The 26,125-nt window shown below is 39.7% G+C and carries 18 protein-coding genes; 9 read left to right on the plus strand and 9 right to left on the minus strand.

Annotation, left to right across the window (positions count from 1 at the left end):
• The first annotated feature begins 9 nt into the window (after nucleotides 1-9).
• Together G3O08_RS14680 and G3O08_RS14685 are read left to right on the plus strand one after the other, a co-directional pair.
• Nucleotides 10-3,651 (plus strand): T9SS type A sorting domain-containing protein, encoded by a 3,642-nt coding sequence (locus G3O08_RS14680; protein WP_163286142.1) that lies wholly within the window; start codon nucleotides 10-12, stop codon nucleotides 3,649-3,651.
• A 320-nt stretch (nucleotides 3,652-3,971) separates the two neighbouring features.
• Entirely contained in the window at nucleotides 3,972-7,730 is a 3,759-nt protein-coding gene (locus tag G3O08_RS14685) for a T9SS type A sorting domain-containing protein (protein ID WP_204336894.1), read from the plus strand.
• On the opposite strand, the gene G3O08_RS21750 is transcribed toward G3O08_RS14685, so the two are convergent.
• From G3O08_RS21750 to G3O08_RS14705, 4 genes are all read right to left on the minus strand, one after another.
• Complete coding sequence (locus tag G3O08_RS21750; protein WP_163286144.1) at nucleotides 7,720-8,796, minus strand: dipeptide epimerase; 1,077 nt, start codon at nucleotides 8,794-8,796, stop codon at nucleotides 7,720-7,722. The two genes, G3O08_RS14685 and G3O08_RS21750, sit on opposite strands and share 11 nt — an antisense overlap.
• A gap of 197 nt (nucleotides 8,797-8,993) precedes the next feature.
• Nucleotides 8,994-9,707, minus strand: coding sequence for a flavodoxin family protein (locus G3O08_RS14695; RefSeq protein WP_163286145.1), 714 nt, complete (start codon nucleotides 9,705-9,707; stop codon nucleotides 8,994-8,996).
• Nucleotides 9,708-9,768: 61 nt separating this feature from the next.
• On the minus strand, nucleotides 9,769-10,734 hold the full coding sequence (locus tag G3O08_RS14700; RefSeq protein ID WP_163286146.1) for an alpha/beta hydrolase: 966 nt from the start codon (nucleotides 10,732-10,734) through the stop codon (nucleotides 9,769-9,771).
• Between the two features lie 57 nt (nucleotides 10,735-10,791).
• The gene (locus tag G3O08_RS14705; RefSeq protein WP_163286147.1) at nucleotides 10,792-11,550 is read right to left on the minus strand and encodes a hypothetical protein; all 759 of its coding nucleotides are present in this window, start codon (nucleotides 11,548-11,550) and stop codon (nucleotides 10,792-10,794) included.
• A gap of 213 nt (nucleotides 11,551-11,763) precedes the next feature.
• On the opposite strand from G3O08_RS14705, the gene G3O08_RS21895 reads away from it, so the two are divergent.
• From G3O08_RS21895 to ypfJ, 3 genes are all read left to right on the plus strand, one after another.
• On the plus strand, nucleotides 11,764-12,045 hold the full coding sequence (locus tag G3O08_RS21895; RefSeq protein ID WP_163286148.1) for a type II toxin-antitoxin system HigB family toxin: 282 nt from the start codon (nucleotides 11,764-11,766) through the stop codon (nucleotides 12,043-12,045).
• Nucleotides 12,042-12,461 (plus strand): helix-turn-helix domain-containing protein, encoded by a 420-nt coding sequence (locus G3O08_RS14715; protein WP_163286149.1) that lies wholly within the window; start codon nucleotides 12,042-12,044, stop codon nucleotides 12,459-12,461. Before G3O08_RS21895 ends, G3O08_RS14715 begins: the two co-directional genes overlap by 4 nt.
• Before the next feature lie 850 nt (nucleotides 12,462-13,311).
• On the plus strand, nucleotides 13,312-14,208 hold the full coding sequence (ypfJ, locus tag G3O08_RS14720) for a KPN_02809 family neutral zinc metallopeptidase (protein ID WP_163286150.1): 897 nt from the start codon (nucleotides 13,312-13,314) through the stop codon (nucleotides 14,206-14,208).
• Between the two features lie 123 nt (nucleotides 14,209-14,331).
• On the opposite strand, the gene G3O08_RS14725 is transcribed toward ypfJ, so the two are convergent.
• From G3O08_RS14725 to G3O08_RS14735, 3 genes are all read right to left on the minus strand, one after another.
• Nucleotides 14,332-14,691, minus strand: a complete 360-nt coding sequence (locus G3O08_RS14725) for a response regulator (RefSeq protein WP_163286151.1) — start codon at nucleotides 14,689-14,691, stop codon at nucleotides 14,332-14,334.
• Nucleotides 14,692-14,741: 50 nt separating this feature from the next.
• Entirely contained in the window at nucleotides 14,742-18,398 is a 3,657-nt protein-coding gene (locus G3O08_RS14730; protein WP_163286152.1) for a chemotaxis protein CheB, read from the minus strand.
• Between the two features lie 205 nt (nucleotides 18,399-18,603).
• The gene (locus tag G3O08_RS14735; protein WP_163286153.1) at nucleotides 18,604-18,819 is read right to left on the minus strand and encodes a dodecin family protein; all 216 of its coding nucleotides are present in this window, start codon (nucleotides 18,817-18,819) and stop codon (nucleotides 18,604-18,606) included.
• Between the two features lie 207 nt (nucleotides 18,820-19,026).
• On the opposite strand from G3O08_RS14735, the gene G3O08_RS14740 reads away from it, so the two are divergent.
• The 4 genes from G3O08_RS14740 (at nucleotide 19,027) to G3O08_RS14755 (ending at nucleotide 23,784) form a co-directional block, all read left to right on the plus strand.
• Nucleotides 19,027-19,521: an MgtC/SapB family protein gene (locus G3O08_RS14740; protein ID WP_163286154.1), complete on the plus strand. Its 495-nt coding sequence runs from the start codon at nucleotides 19,027-19,029 to the stop codon at nucleotides 19,519-19,521.
• Complete coding sequence (locus G3O08_RS14745; protein ID WP_204336895.1) at nucleotides 19,508-20,869, plus strand: acyl-CoA dehydrogenase family protein; 1,362 nt, start codon at nucleotides 19,508-19,510, stop codon at nucleotides 20,867-20,869. The genes G3O08_RS14740 and G3O08_RS14745 overlap by 14 nt, the downstream gene beginning before the upstream one ends.
• Before the next feature lie 520 nt (nucleotides 20,870-21,389).
• Entirely contained in the window at nucleotides 21,390-21,899 is a 510-nt protein-coding gene (locus G3O08_RS14750; RefSeq protein ID WP_163286155.1) for a DUF6265 family protein, read from the plus strand.
• A 34-nt stretch (nucleotides 21,900-21,933) separates the two neighbouring features.
• Nucleotides 21,934-23,784 carry a Xaa-Pro dipeptidyl-peptidase gene (locus G3O08_RS14755; RefSeq protein ID WP_163286170.1) on the plus strand — a complete coding sequence of 617 codons (1,851 nt, stop codon included), beginning with the start codon at nucleotides 21,934-21,936 and terminating at the stop codon, nucleotides 23,782-23,784.
• A gap of 512 nt (nucleotides 23,785-24,296) precedes the next feature.
• Here the strand turns inward: G3O08_RS14755 and G3O08_RS14760 are convergent.
• A complete protein-coding gene (locus G3O08_RS14760) occupies nucleotides 24,297-24,563 on the minus strand; it encodes an XRE family transcriptional regulator (RefSeq protein ID WP_163286156.1) in 267 nt (88 codons plus the stop codon).
• A gap of 177 nt (nucleotides 24,564-24,740) precedes the next feature.
• Complete coding sequence (locus tag G3O08_RS14765; RefSeq protein WP_163286157.1) at nucleotides 24,741-25,859, minus strand: serine hydrolase domain-containing protein; 1,119 nt, start codon at nucleotides 25,857-25,859, stop codon at nucleotides 24,741-24,743.
• Nucleotides 25,860-26,125 lie beyond the last annotated feature (266 nt).

Consider the following 26,125-nt stretch of genomic DNA (forward strand, 5'->3'; position numbering starts at 1 on the left):
ACGGGTTGTATGGTATCGCAGTCGGAGGCAGTATTTACAGATTTGGTGCGAACCAGCTTTGACGGCTCAACGGTTACAAAAACTAACGGAAATTCTAACTGGAACGCAGGAGCATTCAGCACTGCGGGAGTTTTAGACAACGGAAGTGCGGAGACCACTATTTCCCAGACCGGCAAAACGCGAATATTCGGGTTAAGCCACTCCAATAATCCTAATCAAAATGGAATAAATACAGTGGAATACGCCATTGTACTCAATGCATGGGGATACGCTGAAATTAGAGAATCTGGTAATTACAAGGCATTTTTATGGTTTTTCGGTATTGGAGACAAATTCAAAATTGAAGTAATCAATGGCGTGGTTCAATATTACAAAAATGACAATCTTGTTTACATAAGCAATACATCGCCTTCCCTGCCTCTTTATGTTGATTTGGCTTTTGAGGATATTGGAGGCGAAATTGCCGATGTGCAAATTACTAATACAACCAGCACAACCATTCGCGCCTTCAGCGATCAAAACTCAACGGGTATTTCCACCTTTCAGTGGTATCAAAATAATGTCCAGCTACCGGAAACAGGGTCAGAAATTACATTGACTAGCTTTACAGATGGAGACATTCTTAATTGCAGCGCCACGCCCTTGTCAGGATCTTCTGCCGGTATGGAATTGCAATCTAACTCTATGGTGCTCACCCATGATGAAATTACACCTGAAGTTAATTTTCAAATTTCTGCAATTCCTGCAGAGCAGGGTTGTTTTTTGGCACAGGAAGAGGTGATCTGGCAGGCTAATATTCCCGAAAATATTGAAATAAACGGAGGTAGTGTTGCCAAAACCAATGGCTACAACACTTCAAATGGCGGCGTTTATTCACAAAATTTCGTTACGAATAATGGATACTTCGAATTGCAAACAGGAGAATTGAATTCTCGAAAAATGGTCGGTCTTAGCTCTTCTGATGGAGGAAGCCCGGAGTCGTCTATTCAATTTGCATTTTATATAGAATGGGGAGGAAGTCTGCGCGTTTATGAAAACGGAAATTGGAGAGCCGGAGTTGGAAACATGAACACCACCGATAAATTGCGCATACATGTAGATAACGGAGTAGTAAAATACTATAAAAATGATGCGCTTTTGTATGTAAGCGATCAGACTCCTACTCTTCCGCTCATTGCAGATGGTACTATTCAGGATATTGGCGCCACGATAACCAATGCGGTGATTGCCAACCCTACTCAAGGAGAGTTTACTGTGATGAGTGAATCAGAAATTACAGGCTTAAATTGGAAAGTAAACGGCCAAACCACAGGTCAAGCGGGTTTCACCATTTCACTAGACGAATTAAATGAAAATGATATTGTAACCTGTAGCTATTTATTTTCACAAATAGGCTGTGGCAATTTCTTGGTAGAAAGTAATCCCATAAAAATTCTGAAGAACGATAATATAGCTCCTCATTTGTTTTACATCGAGGGCATTCAACAGGTGAGTGGAATAGGAGTTGCCGAAGAAGAAATAGTATGGAATCCTGCAAGTTTGGCAAACGTTTCAAACATCGACAACGATTTAACGAAAGTGCAGGGAAACAACCAATACAATGCCGGAGCCAGTTCATTAAACACCGTGAAAAACAATGGATATTTTGATTTTACGGTTAGCGAAAAAAATAGAACAAAGGCGATAGGACTAAGTACCAACGACCCAAATTACAATTACAACACTACTGATTATGCCATGGTTTTGGCCAGCAATGGAAAGTTCACTATTTATGAATCGGGTAGCTGGCGACTGGGAAATGTGACTTATAATGTGGGTGACAATCTAAGAATCGCAGTAGAAAACAACATAGTAAAATACTATCAAAATCAAACATTGGTTTATACAAGCAATGTGGCACCCAGCCTTCCACTCATAGTAGATATTTCTTTAAGGAGCGAAGGCGGCACAGTTCAAAATGCCGTAGTTGGAAATGAAAATGAGGGAAAATTTACAGCTCATCTTATGGGTTTAGGAGAGTCGCCGACTCTAGAGTGGAACGTCAATGATAACGCAACAGGAAGTTTTGGAAGCATTTTCAATCATGACAATATTGAAAACGAAGACATCATTACCTGCACGGTTATTCCAGATTTTGCTGGTTGTACAACTGATACAAAATTTGAATCGAATTACATTCGTTTTATTGGCCCTCCTACCCGAACCGACTGGTTAGGAACCGTGAGTACTTCATGGAGCAATCCGGCAAACTGGAGTGAAGGTGTTCCAAATGTAAATCTCTCTGCAAAGGTTCCGGCCGGCCGACCACACCAACCACTTATTAATTCAGCACAATCAGTAAAAAACATTACAGTTGAAGCGGGTGCCGATCTTAAGATGGCCGGAATTTTTAGTTTACTGGTTTATGGAGATTTCTCTATAGAAGGTGAATTTGATCCCGGTAACGGAATAATTACTTTTAGCGGAAGCACAGACCAACGAATTCAAGGTAATGATCTGAAATTCAATAAACTCATTGTGAATTCATCAAATTCAGCTAATTCACTCCTACTGTTGTCACCAATTTATATAGCAAGTGAGACTGTATTTATCAATGGAAAAATAAAAACGCTGAATGAGGAAGTAATCTATCTACCCGGAAGTGACACTCGTATAGGAAATACAAACAGCTTTATTGACGGAAAGGTTCGTAAAATCGGAAATTCCGAATTTCTATTCCCTATTGGCTCTGGAAATATTTACGCGCCTGTAGAAATTTCGAGCCCAGATAACTTAACCGACGCATTTACCGCCGAGTATTTCAACAATGATCCCAGCGAAGCCGGATACGCCACAAGCAGCCAGGACGGCACCCTTGCTAGCGCAAGCAGTTGTGAATACTGGATGATTGACAGAACTGCCGGGCAATCAGCTGTGCGGGTTTCGCTCTCGTACGAAAATGAGCGCAGCTGCGGAGTTAATGATCCTTCTTACTTACAAGTAGCACATTGGAATGGATCTGAATGGGAAAACAAAGGTCTGCAATCGTATGATGGCGACATCAATAGCGGCACTATTACAAGTGAAGAATTGATTGATGATTTTAGCCCATTTACCCTCGGATCACGCTCCGGTATTAACCCCTTGCCCATCCAACTATCATCATTTACGGCTCAAAAACGAGGTGATGAAACAGAACTTTTATGGAAAACAGAATCAGAAACCAACAATGCTTACTTTACGCTTGAGAGGAGTAATAATGCGATTGACTTTAATCCTATAAAAACAATTTCTGGAGCAGGCACCAGCCACCAAAGCATTGACTATGTGCATATTGATCATTCGCCTCAAAGCGGAATAAATTATTACCGCTTGTCTCAGACCGATTATGATGGAAAGCAGACATTTTTTGATATTCAATCGGTTTATTTTGAACCAAATAGCGGACTAAGTATTTATCCAAATCCGAGTACAGGAACATTCAGCATTGAGCGAAAAAGCGACCACAAGGTGCAGCTTCGGCTAATTGATATGTTTGGCAAAATAAGGTGGCAAGAATTTACAGATCAAATCTTGATTCGTGTAGCTATTCCAGACCTTTCAAAAGGAGTTTACCTTTTAGAAATTGACGATGGAATACGTTCATTTACCGAAAAAGTGATTATTCAATGAGATTAAACCACATCCGGGCGGAGACGCAAGCTTATGCGTCTCTATGCCGGATTTTTAATCTGCAATATGAAAATTCGTGGTCGCCAAGAGTGCCGTACTAAGTTAATATGACTATGAGTTATGCAATCGGGGCCTAATTCAATGACTTTAAAACAATGTGAAATTTATTCCAGTTCAATCTGAAATTTTATCAAGCCTATTAATCAAATTATTACGAGTGCGTACAGCGCTGTGCGACAAGTGGTTTATGGCTTGTGCGAAGCGTGTTCGGTAACTATAAGTAGCGCTTGCTGTATATAGGGTGAATCTTTATCATATATATGTATCGTCTCACCCTTATTGTTTTATTGTTCGTTGCTAGTCCATTTTTCAGTTTTTCGCAATGCGTTTTTACCATAGAACCAATTCCTATTGCGGGCTGTATGCAATCTCATTCTGAGGCTGTTTTTATAGATTTGGTTCGCACCGAATTTGACGGAACGACAGTCATAAAAACAGATAATAAAGCCAAATGGGATGCCGGAGCTTTTAGCACCGCAGGCATCTTGAATAATGGGTATGCAGAAACCGTAATATCACAAACTAATAAAACGCGAATTTTTGGAGTATCACCCACCAATAAAGAAAATAAAAATAAAATTGATGACCTTGAGTATGCTATCGTACTAAGAGATTGGGGTGGCGGAGAAATTAGAGAATCAGGGTCGTACAAGGCAAGTATTGGAAATTATTACATTGGCGATAAATTCAAAATAGCCATTGAAGATGGCATCTTGCGCTACTATAAAAACACCATATTATTATATGAAAGTACTGCTGCCCCTATTATACCGCAATATGTTGATTTGGCATTTGAGCAAAAAAACGCAGAAATTAGTGATGTGAAAATTGTGAATTCCACCAGCACAAAAATTCGCGCTTTTACAGATAAGAATCCATCGGGCATTACATCTTACAATTGGTACAAAAACAATGTATTGCTTTCAGAGACGGGATCTGAACTCACTCTAAGTAGTTTTTCTAACGGCGACATAATTCATTGTATGGTTGCGCCTAACTCGGGATCTTGTTCCGGAACTTCTTTGCAATCTAATAAAATGCAGTTGTACGCAAATGAATCCATACCAGAAAACGATTTTTATATAAAAGCAGCTCCTGCAAATCAAGGATGCTATTTGGCTGAAGAAGGTTTGATATGGCTCGCTAATACTCCGGAGAATATTTTAATAAATGAAAATAGTGTAAAGAAAACACAAGGCTACAATACGTCAAACGGCGGTGTCTATTCACAAAATGCGGTAGGCGATAATGGATTTTTTGAATTTCAAACCGGCGAAACCAACACCCGAAAAATGGTGGGATTGAGTTCGCAAGATGGTGGTCATTCCGAATCTACCATTCAATTTGCATTTTACATGGAATCTTCGAATCTTGTAGTTTATGAAAGCGGCTCGTGGAAAGGTGCTTATGGTCAGTTTTCTACAAATGACACGATGCGAATAGCCCTGGAAAACGGAGTGGTTAAATACTACAAAAACTCTAGTTTGCTTTATGTGAGTGATAAAGTTCCCAATCTTCCGCTTATAGCAGATGGTACCATGCAGGACATTGGAACGACCATTATCAATGCGAAAATGGCTAATCCCACTGAGGGAATGTTTATGGCATTTACAAGCGATGCGGATAATCCAGATTTAAATTGGGCAGTTAATGAACAAAGCACGGGACATACCGGTGCCACCTTAATTTTAGAAGATTTGTTAGAAAATGACATCATTACTTGCACCTATATTTCATCGCAACCCGGTTGCGGTAGTTCTGTGGTGGCCAGCAATTCCATTAAAATATTACCGAATAAGAAGGTTTCACCTCTTTCTTTTTACATAGAAGGAATTACTCAATCAAATAGCATTGGAGTAGCAGAGGAACAAGTGGTTTGGAATCCGGAAAGAATGGCGAATGTGTCAAACATCGATAATAACTTAATAAAAGTGCAGGGTTATAATCAATTCAACGCGGGTGCAAGCTCATTGAATAAGGTTAAAAACAACGGTTATTTTGATTTTGCGGTAAGTGAAACCAATAAAACAAAAGCAATTGGACTTAGCGTCAGTGATCCTGACTTTAATTATAACTCAACCGATTATGCCATGGTATTGGGGAATAACGGAATGTTTACTATTTATGAAAAAGGTTCATGGCGGCTTGGAAACCAACCATATGCAGTCGGCGATATTTTGCGGATTGTTGTTGAGAACAGCATTGTAAAGTATTTCAGAAATCAAACCTTAGTTTATACCAGCAATGTTGCACCCACTCTTCCACTTTTGGTAGATATTTCGTTAAGCAGCGAAGGCGGCACCATTCAAAACGCAGTGGTGGGTAATGAAAATGGCGGAGAATTCACATCACATGTATCAAATCTCGGAGCCGCACCTACGCTACAGTGGTATGTCAACGGAATTCAGACCGGCTCTCACCAAACTACGCTGCAATTTCCAAATATCGAAAATGAGGACATTGTTACTTGTACCGTTACTCCGGATTTTGCTGGTTGTAATGCCCTTGCAGCAACAGAATCAAATCGCGCTCGATTTCTGGGTCCCACCACCCTCACCCACTGGTTGGGTAGTGTGAGCACTGCATGGAGTAATCCCGCCAACTGGAGTGAAGGTGTTCCGAATGCAAATCTTTCGACAAGAATCCCGGCAGACCGACCACACCAACCACTGATAAATTCAGAACAATCCGCAAAAAACGTTATCGTTGAAACCAATGCTGAGCTCATGATGGCCGGAATGGTCAGCTTATTGGTTTATGGAGATTTTATAATTGACGGCACCTTGATTTGCGGCAATGGAAATATAGCCTTTAAAGGAGATGGAAACCGAAAGCTAAAAGGTGATCAATTGGTATTTAAAGAGTTGACCGTAAATTTATCCAGTCCTGAAAATGAAATTGACCTATTATCAGAAATTTCCATTTCAAAAGAGACGACTTTTATTAGCGGTAAGCTGAGAACGCAGAACCATGAAGTCATTTATCTTAAAGGAAGTAAATCAAGCAAAGGAAATTCAAATAGCTTTATTGATGGCAAGGTGCGAAAAATCGGAAACTCATCTTTTCATTTCCCCATAGGTTCGGGAAATATATTTGCTCCCGTTGAAATTTCGGCTCCTGAAAACCCTACTGATGCATTTACGGCCCAGTATTTTAACGCAGACCCCACCGATGCAGGTTTTGCAACCAACAGGCACGATGGATCGCTGGGTACGATAAGCTCATGTGAATACTGGACAATTGATAGATCGCAAGGCAATTCGATGATAAGTGTTTCACTGTCTTACGCAAATGCGCGAAGCTGTGGAATTGAAGATCCTTCATTCCTACAGGTTCTCCACTGGAATGGCGATGAATGGGAAAACAAGGGAATAAATTACGATGGATTTAAAGAAAGTGATTTGGAAAGCGGAAGCGGCATTATTACGAGCCAATTTCCTATCAACGACTTTAGCCCTTTCACGATTGGAACTATTTCGGGAACAAATCCGCTGCCCATAGAGCTGTTTTCATTCTCGGCTGAAAAACAAAACAGTTGTACAAATCTTGAATGGGTAACGGATTCTGAAAGCAACAATTCATTTTTTACCCTTGAGCGGAGTGATGACGCTATTCACTTCCATGAAATTTTAAAAGTTGCCGGAGCCGGGTCGAGCCGACAAAGGCAAGTGTATAAATATTTGGATAATACCCCAAAAGCGGGTATAAACTACTATCGCCTTTCACAAACAGATTTTGACGGAGAACAAACATATTTTGATATAAAATCTGTGTATTTCGAATACAACGACAACATTGTGATATATCCCAATCCGAGTCGAGGAATATTTACGATTGTGCGAGCCAACGAAAATCCGGTTCATATGCGAATCTTAGATGCTAACGGGAAAACGCTTTGGATGCGCGACACCAATGAAATGTTAACTCAAGTGTCTGTCTATCAACTTCCACAAGGAATGTATTTTCTATCCATTGATGATGGGCAAAATCAGGTTACAGAAAAGATAGTTATAAAATAAACTTTGAATCTGTTTCCATTCCTTTTACCGGAATAGCTCCCACACCTGCCCTGCTGGGCAATACAATTGCTCCGTGACTATAAATTATCCCTTCAAAAGGATCATTTGATGTAAGCATTGGCCCATCTAGATCAACCCAATCGGCAAGCGATGCGAAATGTGCGGCGGCGGTATTTCCCAGCGACGATTCGGCCATAGCTCCTAGTACTATTTTTAGGTTTAGCTTCCGCGATTGGGCAATCATTTCATAAGTCTCTGCTATTCCGGTACTTTTCATCAGCTTAATATTCACACCGTCAAAAGCTTCTGCCGCATATCTCAAATCGCTTAGCCGCTTTACAGATTCATCAGCAATAAACGGAATATCAACCCTCTCGCGTACCCAGGCCATTTCCTCAAATTGCTCGGCGGGCAAGGGCTGCTCAATGAATAAAACTCCGTTTTTGAGCAGAAACTCACCCATTTCAGCTGCTTTATCGCGTGGTTTATAACCCTGATTTATGTCCACACAAAAAGGCTTTTGGCAATGTTTCTTATAAGCCTTAATCAAATCCTTATCATCGTCGCTGCCAAGTTTGAGTTTTATGATCTTAAAATCCTTTCCTTCTTCCAGCTTCCTGCGCAATTCCTTTTCTGTAGAAATTCCAATGGTGTAAGTAGAATAAGAAGTCTTTTCTGATTTAATTTCATATAAATCACCAAGAGTAATATCTTCCCTCTGGCAATGCAGATCGTGAAGCGCAATACTAATAGAAGCTTTAGCTGCGTTGTCAGCTGTAGATGCGAGGTCTATCATCTCTCGCGACTCTTGCAGAGAAAAATCTAAAATCAGATTCCAATCTAAAGATTTATAAAAGTCAATTGTACTCTGCACAGATGCGCCCAAGTAAGGTGGCAAAGCAGCTTCGCCGTAAACTGTAATTTTTCCTGACTGAACTTTAAGTATAACAATATCAGTATAAGAGCGCGTACTGAGAGCCAGCTTAAACGGGAATTTAAAGTTGAGCTGATAAGGTATGGCCGATACTTTTAAATTGCCGGCTTGAAAAAGAATGGTTTCATCCACAGGTTAGAATTTACATGCAAATCAAAGCAAATTCATTTTAATCTTGACTAATATCAAAACAAAAAGCTGGCAACACCAGCTTTAAGTAGTTCTAATACATTGGTTAAAATAATTCGTTAAAGACGCAAATTAAGGCGATTAAATCAGAATGTCAATACCCGTGTGAAATTTAATTCATCAAAGTCGAACCAAAAGAATCAAAGCTTAGCCTTTGGTTTTTGAAATTCCCATCGCTCGCCATCTTTCCAGGCGTTTCTATCATTCCCATAATTTGAATAGCCGCCATTGTCTTTTAGCATTTTTGCTAAATGCAGCAGATTATAGGTCATAAACGTTGTGTTTTTATTGGTGAAATCGCTGTTTTCTGCATCCGAACCTTCATCGAGATAACTTGGGCCGGGGCCAATTTTTCCCAGCCAGCCGCAATCGGCCTGCGGCGGTATGCTATACCCCAGGTGTTGGAGTGAATACAGCAATCCCATTGAAACATGTTTCACTCCGTCTTCATTTCCGGTAATAATGCAGCCACCTACCCTCCCGTAAAATTTCGACTGACCTTCATCATTAAGGACGGCACTCATTGCGTAAAGCCTTTCTACGAGTTTTGTAGCCATTGAGCTCCTTTCGCCCAGCCAAATGGGCGAGCCGATTACGAGAATGTCGGCAGCGATAATTTTCTTAAACAGCTCCGGCCATTTATCTGTCTCCCAGCCATTTTCGGTCATATCCGGCTGAATGCCTGTTGCAATATCATGGTCGATAAACCTAATGTTTTCGGTCTTCACTCCTTCCCGTTCCATTATTCCTTCAGACACGTCCATAAGTGCCTGGGTATGACTCTTATCGGGAAATTTTTTTAAAGTGCAATTAATGAACATTGCCGAAAGGCCATTAAAATCTGGATTCTTCATAAGACAATTGAATTTTTAGTTAGATAGAAATTCAACAGATTTTAACCGACAAAGTTGAGAATCAGTCCACTTTAGTCGGCAGCCAATATATTTTACTTGAATTGCGGATAAAATCGATAATTTCTTGTGCAAACCCGCTAATCAATGCCAAGTCAGGGTTGGAATAAGTCTTTATGTTCGGCCCCCGTTCGGCGGATGCTTCTTTAAAAACGTGATTCATTCCTTCAATTATTACCAGTTTAGCTCGTGGGCTGGCTTCCGCCAATAGTTCGGCATCGCTTACCGGCACCTGGATATCTGTGCTACCCTGAATGATTAAAACCGGTTTATTGAGTTTCGCGATTTCCACAGCCGGATCGTATTTAAACCAGGAAATAAGATAAGGCTGCACACCCGGCCGAAACATTTCTTTTAGCGCAGGTAGTACGCTTGAAACGGTATATCCGTTTACCAACGAATCCATCATAATTGTAGCAGGAACCGTAAAAAATGGCGAGCTTTTTATAATTTGATCTAATAAAATAAAATTTGCCGGGCGGCCAGGCCCGGCCACAGAAATATACTTATCTACAGCAGTTGTTTGTGAAGCCAGCATCCCGATTAGCGACCCTTCGCTATGCCCTAAAACGACTATATTTTTAAATCGTTTGTCTTCAGACAAAAGCTGAATCCATTTTGCTGCATCCGAAGAAAAATCTTCAAACCGGATAGCGCTTTCGAGAATGTTTGGATCATCGCTTAAGGCCACTCCCCGTTTGTCATAGCGAAGGCTTGCGATTCCGCTATCTGCCAAAGATTCAGCAAGCATTTTAAGTGAATTGTTTTTGTATTCCGGGTTATTGCCATCGCGGTCTGTCGGGCCGGAGCCTGCAATAATCAAAACAACCGGCATTTTGGCTGTGCCTTCAGGACAGAGAAGCGTTCCGTGAATTTCTATGGAATCAGAAACTACAATCACTTCTTCCGAAGTTTGAGAGAAAACGGTTAGAGCTGAAACAAGTGATAACGCGAATAGGATGATTTTCATGACTTGATTTTAATGATGCAATTACGAGAATATTTTCTTGTTTTAATGGAATGAATCTCATTTTGGCTTTTCGGAATATCCAAACCTTAAAATTGCCGGAATATAAAACTGAGCCATGACAGCTTGCTGAATAAATGCATTGTTTAAATCAATTTCTCTCATTCCACCGGCTACCACTCCTAAACTAATTCCGTTCATGTTCTTTACAGACTCAAGTATATCTATTATAGCAGCACTACATGAATATTTACCGAGCCCATACCAAAATTTCCCATCAGGATTCATATAAAAATCCAATTCAGGCCTATTATTAAATAGATACATTGACTCCTGGTCATATTCCTCAACTTCATACTCCTTATCTCTTCTTTCGTATTGAATTTCAGCCTCAATTAAATCAATATCCAGCTGACCAAGTTCAGTAGGCTCTGGCTCTTCCCCTTCGGGTATAAATTCATTCAAGTCAAATTTGTTATCATAACTTTCGTCTTCATGCAAATAAATATCCTTCCTAAATCCGCTGGATTCTAATTGAATTTTTAAACTCCTAAAACTTGCGCTATCCGTATAAAACTGTCGTTCGAAATCATTAATCTCGGCATAACTTTCTAAAAAAAGGGATATCCGATCTGGGAAATCGGGAACATCAGGATATGCTGATTGAAGAATGGTGTCAAAAGAATGATTTAAAACGCTTAGCATCTCGGAATTTTCCTGGCCAAGAAAAGCATTGAATTTTTCTATATCTTCAACACATTGAGCTCTGCATACCTGAGAAAAGCCCGCAATCAGAACAATAAATACCCAGTGTTTCATCCTTTAATAATTTTTCATTTCAAATCTAATTCATATGCTCCAAATTAAGCTTTTTTCTAATTATAATCTTTTAATTTAACCAATACAAGAGGTTCAAAGAAGCCAATTCTGTCAACACATTGCTTACACGACACAATTTGCTTACATTTGTAGATGCGTGCGAGAGTTATCAAAAAAAGTAACGTTTACGCTTTCATTGGAAAGAATAAACAGATGTCGAAATGTTTCGATAACTTTTTCGAAAAACTTAAATATGTTGATTGGGAAATTCCACAGAATATAACTCAAACATTTAAGTCAGCCGACTTAATAACTTGTGGTAATGGCCAATTGAGCAGAATAGTTTTCAATGTTGGAAGAAACAAATATAGAATGGTATGTGGATATTTTTTTGGGAGAACTGAAGTTATTCTATATGTTAAATTCGTAGGAACTCATAAGGAATATGATAGCATTGATATTTGTAGTTTTAATTTATTTAATGATGTAAAATGAAGTATAAAAAAATTGCCACTCTATCAGAATATACCGATTACTGCAATCAACATGAAAATTTGGTGGCAGAAGGTTACGATAAAAATATAGATGAAATAGAATTGATAGAAATTCTGATAGATGAGTATGACTCCAGAGAAGTTCAATTCAAAAAGGAAATGAATCCGGTTGAACTATTAAATTCAATCATTGATGAAGAGCAGATTTCAAAAGCTACACTTGCAAAAGAGATAGGTACCTCGCGGCAACTTGTTAGTGATATTTTAAGATATAGAAGAAATATTAGCAAGGATATGATAACCAAGCTATCCACGAGATTCAAACTACAACCAGAAGCATTCAGCAGGCCATATTTACTAAAAAATTATAAACCCACAGAAAGAGCTCCAGCCTCAAGCGATGCGAACAAACTGTGATAATAAATAAAACCATTCATCATTTCGTACAGCCTTCACATTACGTTTTCCTTCTGAACAAAAATCTCTAAATAGCAGCAGGGTGAAATATATTTCAGGGTGCGTATTTGGTACCGAATAATGACTTTTTCGCCTCTTGCATACTAATCCCTATACACATTTCGACATAGCATTTCGACAGGCTCAATATCCACTCAATACAGCGCATCTTTTTCAACCTTACTTTTTTCGTCTTATTCTAGCTATTCGTAAAGTTAGATTGTTAGAATTTTCATCAAGGTATGCATCCCTAAAATAATTCAACTTATTGATTGTCAACGCACTCGCACCCCCAACCCCTAAAGAGGCGAGCCCACCGCACATCTTATCGTTCCGCGAAACACGTCAATTCTGTAAAGCCAAAGATGTATTTGCAATACATTTATTGTATGAAATCACTCCTTGATAGATATGTGCGGCAGTACCCTTTAGGGCCAGGGCGCGGGAAGGCATTGATCATCATGTATTTGAAAAAGCAAAATTTTCACAGTCTAAATTTTACGTATCATATTTTAAAGATCAGTGCAGTCGTAAGAAAATGTTGCTCAGTTGCGGCAAGAAACAAACTCACCTATTCAAAATTTAGGTCTGGTTTAACCAAAATATTCTACAGTATCTATAGGAACACCGCCTTAAGATTAATTTCAAAGTTCCATAAATCATAGTTCGGCTAATATTTTTTTGCTGCAAACTGCACAAAACGCATTCTGCGATATTTCTTTATCTCTGAAAAATAGGCAATTGAAATTAATTATTAAAGAAGAATCAATTTTATGTATTTTCGGTGAGATTTAATCAATCTATATAAACCATGAAGTGGAAAGGAAGAAGACAAAGTTCTAATATTGACGATCGCCGCGGACAATCGAGCCGTGGCGGAGGTGGCGGACTTAACATAGGAATGATTTCCCTACTGTTTCGGTTTCTATTTTCGAAAGTAGGATTGATAATAGCCGGAATATTGGTGGTCATTTTTATCGTTACGGGTACTAATCCAATCACTTTCTTTTCTCAATTTCTTGGTGGCGGTCCCCAAGGCGTTCAAAACGCACAACCTTATGCACCATCGCCGGAAGAAGAAGAGCTGGCTCAGTTTAGCGCAACTGTTCTCGGAGATACCGAGGATGTTTGGAATAAGTTGATTCAGAATTACCGCGAGCCCACTATGGTTTTGTTTTCGGGATATGTGCAATCTGCCTGCGGAAGCGCATCAAGCGCAACAGGGCCTTTTTACTGCCCTGCCGACGAGAAAGTATATCTCGACTTGAGCTTTTTTAATGATATGGCCAGAAAACTGAACGCTCCCGGCGATTTCGCGCAAGCGTATGTCATAGCTCACGAAGTAGGACATCACGTTCAAAAGTTAATGGGAATTTCTGAAAAGGTGCAGGCGATGCGTGGAAAAGTAAGCGAAAAGGAATACAATGAACTTTCTGTTAAGCTGGAGTTGCAAGCCGATTTTCTGGCCGGGGTATGGGCGCATCACACACAGCGCATGAATCAGGCACTTGAAGACGGCGATATACAAGAAGCTATGAATGCTGCTAATGCCATCGGCGACGACCGATTACAAAAACAAGCCACCGGCCGCGTAGTGCCCGACGCTTTTACACATGGAACTTCGGCTCAAAGAATGCGCTGGTTTAAAAAGGGATTAGAAACGGGCGACATAAAACAAGGTGATACTTTTAATGCAGCATCTTTGTAATGAAGAAAGATTTACAAGTGCTAATTACATAGCAGAGACCAAAAAAAACATCCTAATATCCTCATTAAGATGACTTTAAGGAATATGCTTCAGCAAAAGTTTTAGAATAAAGGCAAAATGAGATTATTGTAAATGGCCTCTTATTGTTTGTACAAAATCAGTAATGGTGAATGGTTTTTTAACAAACCCGTCCGCCTTAACTTTTATACCAATTTCTTCAATATCTGAATTGGCTGAAAAGACAAGAACCGGAATGTGTTTTGTCTTGTCATTTTTCTTAACCATGTCGATGGCTTTTTCGCCGCCAATTCCGGGTATCCACAGGTCCATTAAAATTAGATTTGGAACCACGGATTCGATATCATCGAAAATATTTTCACATACTTCTCGCGACTCTGTTTCAAAACCATGCTGAGACAAAACAGTTTTACATAAAATAATAATGTCCTTATCGTCCTCATATATGAGAATTTTTTCTTTCATGCTTTAGTGGATTTTATAAACGGGTCAAAAAGGGCAATTTAACCAAAAAATTAAATCGGCAATGTAAAATGAAAAGTAGTACTGCGCTTGGGGGTGCTCTCCACCCACATCTTGCCATCATGCCTTTTTATTATTTCGTAAGAAATATAAAGACCGATCCCCATTCCCTGAAACTCTTTTGAATGTTCTTCCACCCGGTAATACCTGTTAAAAATTTTATCTAAATGCTTTTTACTGATGCCTATGCCGGTGTCCCGAACCGAAACCTGTAATGTTTTATTTTTTTCTTCTATCGATACCGACACCTCTTTAGACTTTGGCGAATATTTTACGGCGTTGGTCAATAAATTGATAATCACTTGCTGCAAACGCACTTTGTCGCCGGTAATTTCGGACTTACTTTTTCCGGTTATAATTATTTTGTGAGAATTAGACATTTGGTTCATGTCTTTTATCGTCTCGCTTAAAAGTTTATTAAAGTCAAAAGTTGTGATATTATAATTTAACCTGCCATTTTTTATTTTACTTACATCCAATAATTCTGTAATCAGGTTTTTCAGTCTGTCTATAGCCTCATAAACTTTTGTACCATAAAGCAATGCTTGCTGATCTTCTTCTGTTAATGAAAGAAGCAACAATTCTATATAACCTTTGGCTGTTGTTAAGGGTGTTTTTAACTCATGGCTTGCAATACCAATAAATTCATCTTTTCGCTCCTCCGCTATTTTCTGCTCGTGAATATTTGTATAGCTTCCTACCCAAGCAAGTATATTTTCCTGCGCGTCTCTTTGAGCAATAGCTCTCCCAATATGCCATTGATATTCTCCACCATGATCAAGAAGCTGGTTTTCAATTGTAAACTCTTTGCCCGATTCTATGCTCTCTTTCCATTTTTCAAGTGATCTTTCTCTGTCGTCAGGCGAAATTAATTTTTGCCAGCCGTCACCCTTCAAGCTCTTTAAGGTTTTTCCGGTATAGTCTAGCATAAATTGATTGAAGAAGTTGAGTTTCCCATCTGGAGAGGCAGTCCAGATGAGATGAGGCATGGTTTGGGTCAACTGCTTAAATTTGGTTTCGCTTGCCAGCAAGCGATTATTACTTTTCCGCATTTCTGTAACATCTTCAATAACAAGCAGGATTAGTTTTTTATCAGATGGTGTGTTTATTATTTGTCTGGCATTGAGTAAAAGTGTGCGTTCTCCGAGCAAGTCAAAATCCAACGTTACTTCAAAGTCCGTGAGGGTTTGTTCCTCCGGCAGAATTTTTTCAAGTAAGGTGCGAATTTCACCGTCATCCCATTGCTGGTTTTGGATTTTAAAAAATAGTTTGCCTTCAATTTCTTCTTTGTCCGTTTTAAATTTTTTGTAAAAAGGTTCATTGGCCGACTTTATCCGAAACGATCTATCCAAAACAATAAACGGGTGACGAAGGGTTGATACGATGCTTCTGGAAAATAAAAGGGAATTATTTAGCTGGTCTTGTTTATCATACAATTCCTGATTTACAGTGGTAAGTTCCTCAAGGCTACTCTGTAGTTCTTCTTTTGAAGTTTCCAATTCTTCATTGAGACTTTGCATTTCTTCATTGCTGCTTTGAAGTTCTTCATTTGCACTTTGCAATTCTTCATTCACAATTTCTTGCTCTTCACTTATACTGCGCATATCCTCCCGTGCCAATTCCAGTTCTTTTTCTAAATGGTCAGCGCGTTTTTTGGCTATAATAGTAGGCGTAAGAGTTTTATCGGCTTTATTGTTTTTTTTAATCTTTTCATTTGACATGGATTTAAACAAAACCATATAATGCGGTTCAACGGTTTTTTTGAGAGGAACGACCTCAATAGTAACCCGGAGGTGATCTCCATTTGCATTGGAAGGGATACCTTCTTTGATTATCGTTTGGTGGGTTGTTCTTGCTTTTTGCAGCGCGTTTCGCAATTCAAAGCCCAATCCCTCGCGAGCCATTTTAAGAAGATTAAAATTGGGTTTTCCCGGAGATGGCTCCAAAAAAGGCGTAATTCTTCCGTGAATATGTACAATATCCATTTGTTCATTTACAATAACCGCCGCAGGAGTGTATTCTTTGAGGAGCCTCTCCTCTGCACTTTTTTTGAAATCAGTTTGCAGCTTTTCGGGTAAGGTGCTTATTTTTTCAGTGTCGGTTATTTCTTTCGTTTTTGTGGTATCCGTATTTTGACTTCCTATGGCGCCAAAATGTATAAAGCGGCTATCCACAGCCTTGCGGCTATATACCTTATGTTTTTTGTCCTGTGTCTTAAATAAATTTGTGGCACTGTTGGCAGATTCTGATTTACCAAGAAGTAGAAAGCCGTTTTCTTCTAAGGAATAATGAAAAGCAGTGAATGCTTTTTTCTGTAAAAAATTATCAAAGTAGATAAGCACATTGCGACAGCTTATTAAATCTATTCTTTTAAAGGGAGGGTCTTTTAATATATTGTGTGGGGCAAAAACACACATGTCCCGTATTGAGCGATCTGCAACGTAAGTGTCATTTGATCTCTTATGAAAATATTTCTTCAAGAGATTATCACTGAGCTTTTTCACAGCGGCCTGGCTAAATATGCCCTTGCGTGCTTTTTTAATCGCTATTACAGAAATATCTGACGCAAAAATTTGAACGGGTAAGCGGCAATAGTTTAATTTTTTTGAATTCTTATCGAAAAATTCATTCAATAGAATGGCTAAGGTATACGCCTCTTCACCCGTGGAGCACCCTACCACCCACAAGCGTATAGGATTGTCAGCAGATCTCTCTTTTAGTAGCAATGGAAATATAGTATCAACCAGAAAGTCAAAGGTTTCAGGGTCTCGAAAAAAAGAGGTGACAGGAATAAGCATGTCCTGAAAAAGCGTCTCTTGCTCGGATTTGTCACTTTCTAAAAAATTTAAATAATCCTTTAGTTTACCTTTTTTAAGCAATACCATTCTACGCGCTATTCTTCTGCGGATGGTGCTTTGCTTGTAATACGTAAAGTCTATACCGCTTCGCTCTTCAAGGATCGCAAGAATCTCTTTATAAAAGGATTCTTCAGCTTTAGATCCTGGTTCGGTTTTTTCTTGTTTACTCGTCTGATGATCACTTTTAAAAATTTTTATCAATTCATTGGGTATCTCCTCAGGCAAAAGAATGAAGTCTACCATACGGGACTCAATGGCATTTTTTGGCATATCCGGATAAGCTGCCGATTCCAGATTCTGCGCGATAGTTACACCACCATTATCTTTTATCGCTTTAAATCCGTTGGTGCCATCATGGCCCGTACCCGATAGCAAAACACCATAAGCGTGCTCTTTATGGACTTCGGCAAGCGACTCGAAAAATACATTGATGAGAAGATTTGTTTTAAAGTTTTCACGGGGTTTAAGGCAAAGCACTCCTTCCTCGGCTGTAAGAATCTTGGATGAAGGCATAATATAAATATTGTCAGGGACGAGCTTAATGTCATCTGTAATTTCATGAACCGGAATTTTGGTGACGCGTTGCAGAATTTCCGGAAGCATACTCACGTGATTTGGATCCAGATGCTGCACCAATACAAAAGCCATTCCCGATTTTTCAGGTATGTTTTTAAGCAAGCGCTTGAAGGCATCTAGCCCGCCGGCGCTTGCACCTACGCCCACAATGGGAAACAACTTGGAATCCCCTTTTGCGAGAGGTGCAGATTTTTTTTTCTTCTTGGTATCGGGCATTGTAACGAATTATGATTATTTTAAAGGTAATATAATTTCTTTCTGCTCCACTATTGCAACGAATTTATATGGAGTTATTCTTTTCGAGAATGAAAACCAAATCCATTCTATTTCATAAGTTTGAGAAAAATGAGGTTTATCGGATTCAAGAAAAAAGCCCAAAGCATTTCACTTCGGGCTTTACTTTTAAAGAGAACTCTTTGACTTATGAAATATCTTTATTAGTTATTTCAAAAGAAATTTTGGCATTAACAGCATAAGAAGATATCTTATTATTCTCAACCTTCGCTTTCATATTTTCAATGTAAACAGACTTGATGTTTTTTACTGATTTCGCAGCTTCTGCCACAGCGTTATGCGTAGCGTCGTCAAAACTTTTATTTGATGAGGCTATTACTTCAATTACTTTTATGATACTCATGTTCGTTTGGGGTTTTAATAAGTGATTAATAAATTAACTTTGTTATGATCTTAACAAAATAAAATATTAAATGTTTAGATATTTCTGCTGTGGAGAAACAAGTACAGCCTTGGTTTTTTTGCTAACAAAATGTGCTGTGAAAAAAAATCATTTATCAGAACAAGTTTATTTTATAAATTACAAACCACCCGAAAAAGAAAAAACGCTATGGAATTATACATCGAACAATTAACTACCCTATACCGGATAGCAATAGCGATGGTGCTCTGCGGAATTATTGGCTTTGAAAGAGAACAATTGGGGAAACCCGCAGGTCTTCGCACAAATATGATTATTGGTGGTGCTTCGTGTTTGATCGTTTCCATTACGCTTCCGCTAATAGACCATCTTGAAGTTGCCAATGCCACAGAAATAGTGCGCACAGATCCAATACGCTTGCTTCAGGCATTGGTAGTCGGTATAAGCTTTATCGGGGCGGGAACAATTATAAAAGGTTCTGGCAAAAAAATTAGTGGACTTACCACGGCCGCAACGCTTTTGTTTTCTATGGGTGTAGGAATTGCCGTAGCTATTGAGCAGTATATTATCGCAGTTGGCGTTACCCTGATCATTCTATTCGTAAACTTTATTGTCCGCAAATTGTCATTTAAGTTTACCAATAAGGACAGAACCTCTAGAAACGGAATCAATGAAAAAGAATGACGAAGAAGACAATGACGGAATTTTTTCAATGTTTAAAGGCTTTGACTTTTCAAAACTCAAAGCCATAAGCCAGCATATTGATTTAAAAGAGGTTTTCAGCTCCTTATCAAAGATGAATAAAACTCAGCTTTATGAACTTTCAAAAGCCCTTAAAGCAGGGAATTATAATTATAAAAAGCCTGAAATAAACGGCGACTTCTATGACTTGAGCGACCTCCTAACCCCTGAAGAGCGTGAAGTGCAGCTCAAAGTGCGCAAGTTTATGAACGATGAGGTAAAGCCCATTGCCAATGAATTTTGGAATAAGGGCGAGTTCCCGATGCATTTGATTCCAAAAATGGCCGAGTTAAATATTTGTGGTGTTCCACTGGCTGGTCATGGCTGCCCAAATCACAGCTATGTATTGGAAGGGATCATTGCTATGGAAATGGCGCGGGTAGATACTTCGATAAGTACTTTTTTCGGAGTCCAAAGCGGGCTTGCAATGGGTTCCATATACCATTGCGGAAGTGAAGAGCAGCAGGCTAAATGGCTTCCGCGAATGCAGAAGATGGAAATTTTGGGCGCTTTTGGTTTAACCGAACCTTTGGTAGGATCTGCAGTGGCCGGAGGGCTAACAACAAAAGCGCGCCGCGAAGGTGAAACCTGGATATTAAACGGAGAGAAAAAATGGATTGGAAATGCCACTTTCGCCGATTTTACAATAATCTGGGCACAGGATGAAGAAGATGACCAAATAAAAGGATTTATCGTTGAAAAGAATAACCCCGGATTTCACGCAGAAAAGATGAAAAACAAGATGTCGCTACGAACTGTGCAAAATGCCTTGATAACACTCAATAATTGTGAGGTAAGCGAAGAAAACAGGTTGCAACGTGCAGATTCTTTCAAAGATACGTCTCGCGTTTTGCGCGCTACACGTGCCGGCGTGGCTTGGCAGGCAGTGGGCTGTGCCAGAGGAGCGTACGAAAATGCGCTGGCTTATACTATGGAAAGGAAACAATTTGGAAAGCCAATCGCGTCTTTTCAGCTAATTCAAGATCAGCTGGTGCAAATGCTCAACGCCCTTACATCTATGCAAACCCTGGTTATGCGCTTATCACAACTTCAAGATGCCGGTAAAATGACCGATGCCCAAGCTTCTTTGGCAAAAGTGTCGTGCACAACTCACACGCGCGAAATTGTAGATATAGCCCGAGGAATTATGGGTGGAAACGGAATTTTATTGGAATACAATGTTGCCCGGTTTGTAGCCGATGCAGAAGCGCTTTATTCTTATGAGGGAACTAAGGAGATCAACTCGCTGATAGTGGGAAGAGAGATAACCGGGATTAGTGCTTTTGTTTAAAATGTGAAAGATTCAGATTGCAATACATTAGTAATGATAATTTTATTTTACACAGAATTTAAACTTCTTAGTGCCAGAGGCACGACATTTATTTTAGCCCCGGATTTCAATCCGGGGTCAAATAGAAACAAATCACAAAAGTGCCAGAGGTACGACAGTTTTTGCTTCAAACTGATTCGATAGAAGAAATTTCATCCGGTGGCATAGTTTGCATTTCTATTTATTGAATTTAAATCTCAATGAAACTTCAATTTGTAATAACTGTCGTGCCGATGGCACTTAGCTTTTTAATGCTATTTTTAGTCCTTGGGTTAAAACCCAAGGCTAAAATAACGGTAGTGCCTTCAGCACTAATAAATATTCAAAGAAGTATTAAATCACAACGCGTTCTTTAATGCCAGTTAAAAAGACATTCACCATATGGATCATCTCTCGTCTTCTATCCCAACTAAAAAACACCTGCCACCTCCAATCGTATAATCCTATTCGTTATTTTTAGCGCTCCACTTTAATCACACCCATGAAAAAAATATTTTTAATCATATCAATTACCTTGATCTCTGCTTGGTGCATTGGTCAGGAGAATTTTGAAAACACCTTAAAGTACTCCGAAACGGAAGCAAGTCCAAAAGCCAAATTACAAGACTTAGCCTGGATTGCAGGTCATTGGAAAGGCAAAGCGATGGGCGGAGAAATTGAAGAAGTCTGGACTCCCGCACTTGGTGGCTCGATGATGGGTTCTTTTAAACTCGTAGCCGATGGAAAAGTGCTATTTTACGAACTCGAAACGATAACAGAAGAGAATGAAACCCTGATTTTGCGTATTAAACACTTCAGTGATGACCTAAAAGGCTGGGAAGAAAAAGATGAGACCGAAGATTTTAAACTTGTAAAATTAACAGAAGGCGCTGCATATTTCGATCAGCTAACTTTTAAAAAAGTAGGTGATGATTTACTTAATATCTACATAGTAATTGCAACTGAAAAAGGAGAAGAACAAGTGCTTTTTCAATATAAACGGGTAAAATAGAATGACTGAATTTATTTCGATAACATTTTTAAATATGATATATACCAAAAATCTTTTTTCCATCCTCTTCTTGTATTTCCTGATTCCGGCTATCTCGTTTGCGCAAGATCAATTACAAGAGAATGCATCCAAAGCCTCACCGGTGATTGAAAATGGCGAAGCACAAATTGTAGAGGCTTTTAGCAATCCCGACAACTGGATTAGAGAAGACCTATGGGTAGAAACCGAATTTGATTCTGATGAAGACGGCAAGCCTGACAGAATGCATGTGGATGTAACGCGCCCAAAACAAACTGAAACAGAAGGACTCAAACTTCCTGTGGTTTACAATTCCAGCCCCTATTTTGCCGGTGTAGCCGAAGATGTGAATGGACTTTTCTGGGATGTACATGTTGAGCTCGGCGAAACGGCTCCAGAACGCGTTCACCCCGAAGTGGTAAGAACCGGTAAGCGTCCAATCATTTCAAGTGCGCATATTTCTACCTGGGTACCGCGCGGGTATATTGTTGTGCACTCTTCATCGCCCGGCACCGGTTTGTCTGATGGGTCACCAACTGTTGGTGGCGACAATGAATCGCTCGCTCCCAAAGCAGTTATTGACTGGCTTGGCGGCCGCGCAAAAGGTTTTACATCCCGCGAGGGCAATGAAACCGTAGAGGCTTATTGGAGTACCGGCAAAGTAGGAATGACCGGAACTTCGTACAATGGAACTCTTGCATTGGCAGCAGCTACCACCGGCGTGGAAGGTCTGGAAGCGATTATTCCCATTGCACCAAATACTTCGTATTATCATTACTACCGTTCAAATGGGTTGGTTCGCTCTCCCGGCGGATATTTGGGCGAAGATATCGATGTACTCTACGATTTTATTCACAGCGGTGATGAATCAAAAAGGGCAGCGAATAATAAAAGAGTGCGCGATACCGAGATGAAAAACGGAATGGACAGAGAATCGGGCGATTACAATGACTTTTGGGCAGGGCGCGATTATCTAAACGATATGAAACCCATGAAAGCCGCGATGCTGATGAGCCACGGGTTTAACGATTGGAATGTAATGCCAGAGCACAGCTATCGCATTTACGAAGCTGCTAAAAAACAAGGAAATCCAGTGCAAATTTTCTATCATCAAAAAGGTCACGGAGGCTCACCGCCAATTAGCATGATGAATCGCTGGTTTACACATTACCTTTTCGGGATTGACAATGGTGTGGAAAATGATCCCAAAGCATGGATCGTTCGCGAAGATGATACTTCCCCAACTCCGTATGCCGATTTCCCAAATCCCGATGCCGGCGATGTGAGATTCTATTTAAGCGCAGGTGCTCCTGGCCACGGTGGTCTTAGCAGCTCAAAAAGTGAAACAAAAACAAAAGAATCATTCATTGATAATTACTCCTTTTCCGGTGGCGCTTTGGCGGAAGCCGATACTTCTACCAATAGATTGATATACGCCACTCCCACACTTTCGCAAGATGTGCATATTTCAGGTATACCCAGCGTTACAATTACGCTTTCGAGTAACAAGCCTTCTGCCAATTTATCGGTTTGGTTGGTATCCCTTCCGTGGAATGACCAGATCGGTGCTAAAATAACAGACAATATCATAACCCGCGGCTGGGCAGATCCTCAAAACCACAAATCAATAAAAGAAAGTGAGCCGTTGAAGCCGGGTACTTTTTATGAAGTCAGTTTTGATCTAATGCCCGACGATCAGATTATTCCGGCGGGTCAGAAAATTGGTTTGATGATTTTTTCGAGCGACAAAGAATTCACATTGTGGCCCGAACCGGGAACTGAATTAACGATTGATTTAGATCGCACGAATTTGATTCTACCCGTTGTTGGTGGAAAAGAGGCATTTAGTAAATCAATCGCCGATTAATTATTGAAATGTTAAGAGATAACAATACAATTAGGAATACAATAAAGATTGTAAACATATTCTCTTAATGTAGCGTTATAGATTTAAAGTCCGTAACTTTCGGAAGTTGAAATTTTAACGCTATTAAATTAAATCAAATGGCCAGTTTTAATCAATTCTATTTTATCGGTAAGATCGGGATGATTTTCACTATCATATTCCATCTTATCTCTACGCTTCTCTCCGAAGTTTCTCACGGGCTATTTGCAGTCCTCTACATCATTTTTGGTATTATGCTCACTTTTGGCTCGGGTAAAACCCGCAAACTTGAGCGAGTGCGAGTGAGAAGGAAATAGTCCCGAAGTTCTTGGTTTTTAGTTCTTGGTTTTTAGACTGTTGAGCTATATACTTTTCTTTGGTAAGCTCAAATGCACTTTCTTTATTCGTATACTCACAGTAATTTTTTGTTTAGCGTTTAAATCTTTTAAAAGGTCTTGCTCCGCTGCTTAAAACAACAATGAGATGCTATCGGGTTAAATCAGAAAGCTAACTTGAGAAAGTTCCCGACCAATTTCGTGAACTCCCTTTAAAATTCGTTTTGTTCGAGTTGGTGAAGGCTTTTTTGTTCTCTTAATATACTGGGCAAGGAGGCTTTGATTCATACCAATACGTTCTGAAAGAGCCTTTGCATTTATTACTTTGTAGAAATCAAAAAAGCTCTGTAGATCGTATCCAAATTTTATTTCTTCCAGGCTAAATTCAAATCCCTCATCTTCAAATGCGAGACTAAGAGCTTCCAAAATATTGGTTTATAGCGCTTGATAATCTTCAGCTTCGGTTGCAATAAATTTCTCTTTAAATACAGCGGTGGCGATGTATCCGATATCCTCTTTAGTAACGACAATCTTTATTTTTGGTTTCATCATCTTTTTTCTGTTTTAATGTTTGCCTGTTTTAAAGTAGCTCTTAACCAACTATCAGATTCCAATCACAGCATTGATCTTTTCCCACATCTCATCGTGAAAAATTAAGGGCACTGCACCATTATCGGGTACAGTTCCCATTCGAATGACCACCATATTTTTACTCGGAATTACATTTACAAACTGGCCATTTTTACCCAAGGCGGCAAAAAGATCTTCAGGGGCATTTGGCGAAAGTGACGTATTAAATGATAAAGGGAGCGATGGTAAAATAATTGATTCTTTTCCGTTAAGCCAAGTGAGATAGCCATAAGACGGATTTAAATCTTGCGAAGAATTAGTCATAGCCGTAAAATAAGCAATATCATTTAGCACTGAATCGGTATCCCACACACCCTTATTCAGCAAAAGCAAACCAAATCGTGCGGCATCGCGGGCAGTGCTCCAATACACATTATTGTACTCTTGTGAAATCCAACTCCCACTCATACCTACCTTATTTTCAATGCTCTGATCGCAATAAGCATTGTACGATAACCCTGAGGCATTGCCCACTACCGATTCTAAAAGTGTATAAGGAGCGTTGTAATAATACCACTCGGTGCCGGCATCAGTTTTATACTGAAGGCATTCCGAATCGGTACAATCAATGCTTCCAAAGAAGTAATCCAGCCCGCTCGTCATGGTTAGCTGGTTTTTAATTAAAATCAGATCTTCTTTTTCTTGCGGCATATTCGTCCAGCCATTTCCCAAATAAGTTGAAGTCTTATCGTTGATATCGAGCAAACCCTCCTGCTGCGCAATTCCGGTAATCATGGCAGTGAGCGTTTTCCCGGCGGAAGCCCAATACCATTTCGAATCAGCCGTAAAAGCTGCATTGCCGATAATATTATTTCCCCAGTACTTTTCGGTAACTATTTTCCCGTTTTGTAAAACGATAAAAGCCCGGGTTTCATTAGTTTCTAAAAAATCATAAAGCGCTGTTAGCGCTGTTGTATCCCAACCGGCAGTGGCAAAACTCATTGTATCCCATTCATTTCCCGCAACGGGCGGAAAGTACATTTGTTCTACTGGTTGATCTGGAGCGGGAGCTGGAATTGCCGATTCATCGTCTTTCTTGCAAGAAAATGCGATGAATATCAAGGCGATAATTATTAGGTAATTTGCTTTCATGGAGCTTTGACAATTTATTTTTGAAAAGGTTTAAAAGGTTTGGAGCAGAGGTTGCACGTCGCCCAGGCTCGCGTCGAGTCGCCGCCGCCAAGCTGTTAGCTTGTAGATTTCTTGTCCGGCGTCCCGCCGGGTTTTAATTTATAGTGAGGCACCTAAGGTTAAAAGAAAAATTAAAATTCATTTTCATTATTAACTCTTCGATTCAGATTTATTCACTGTGAACCTGGCGGGACGCCAGACAAAAACAGCCTCGCCCCCAGCTTTGC

This window comes from Cryomorpha ignava, from assembly GCF_010686655.1.
In the GTDB taxonomy this organism is placed as follows: domain Bacteria; phylum Bacteroidota; class Bacteroidia; order Flavobacteriales_D; family Cryomorphaceae; genus Cryomorpha; species Cryomorpha ignava.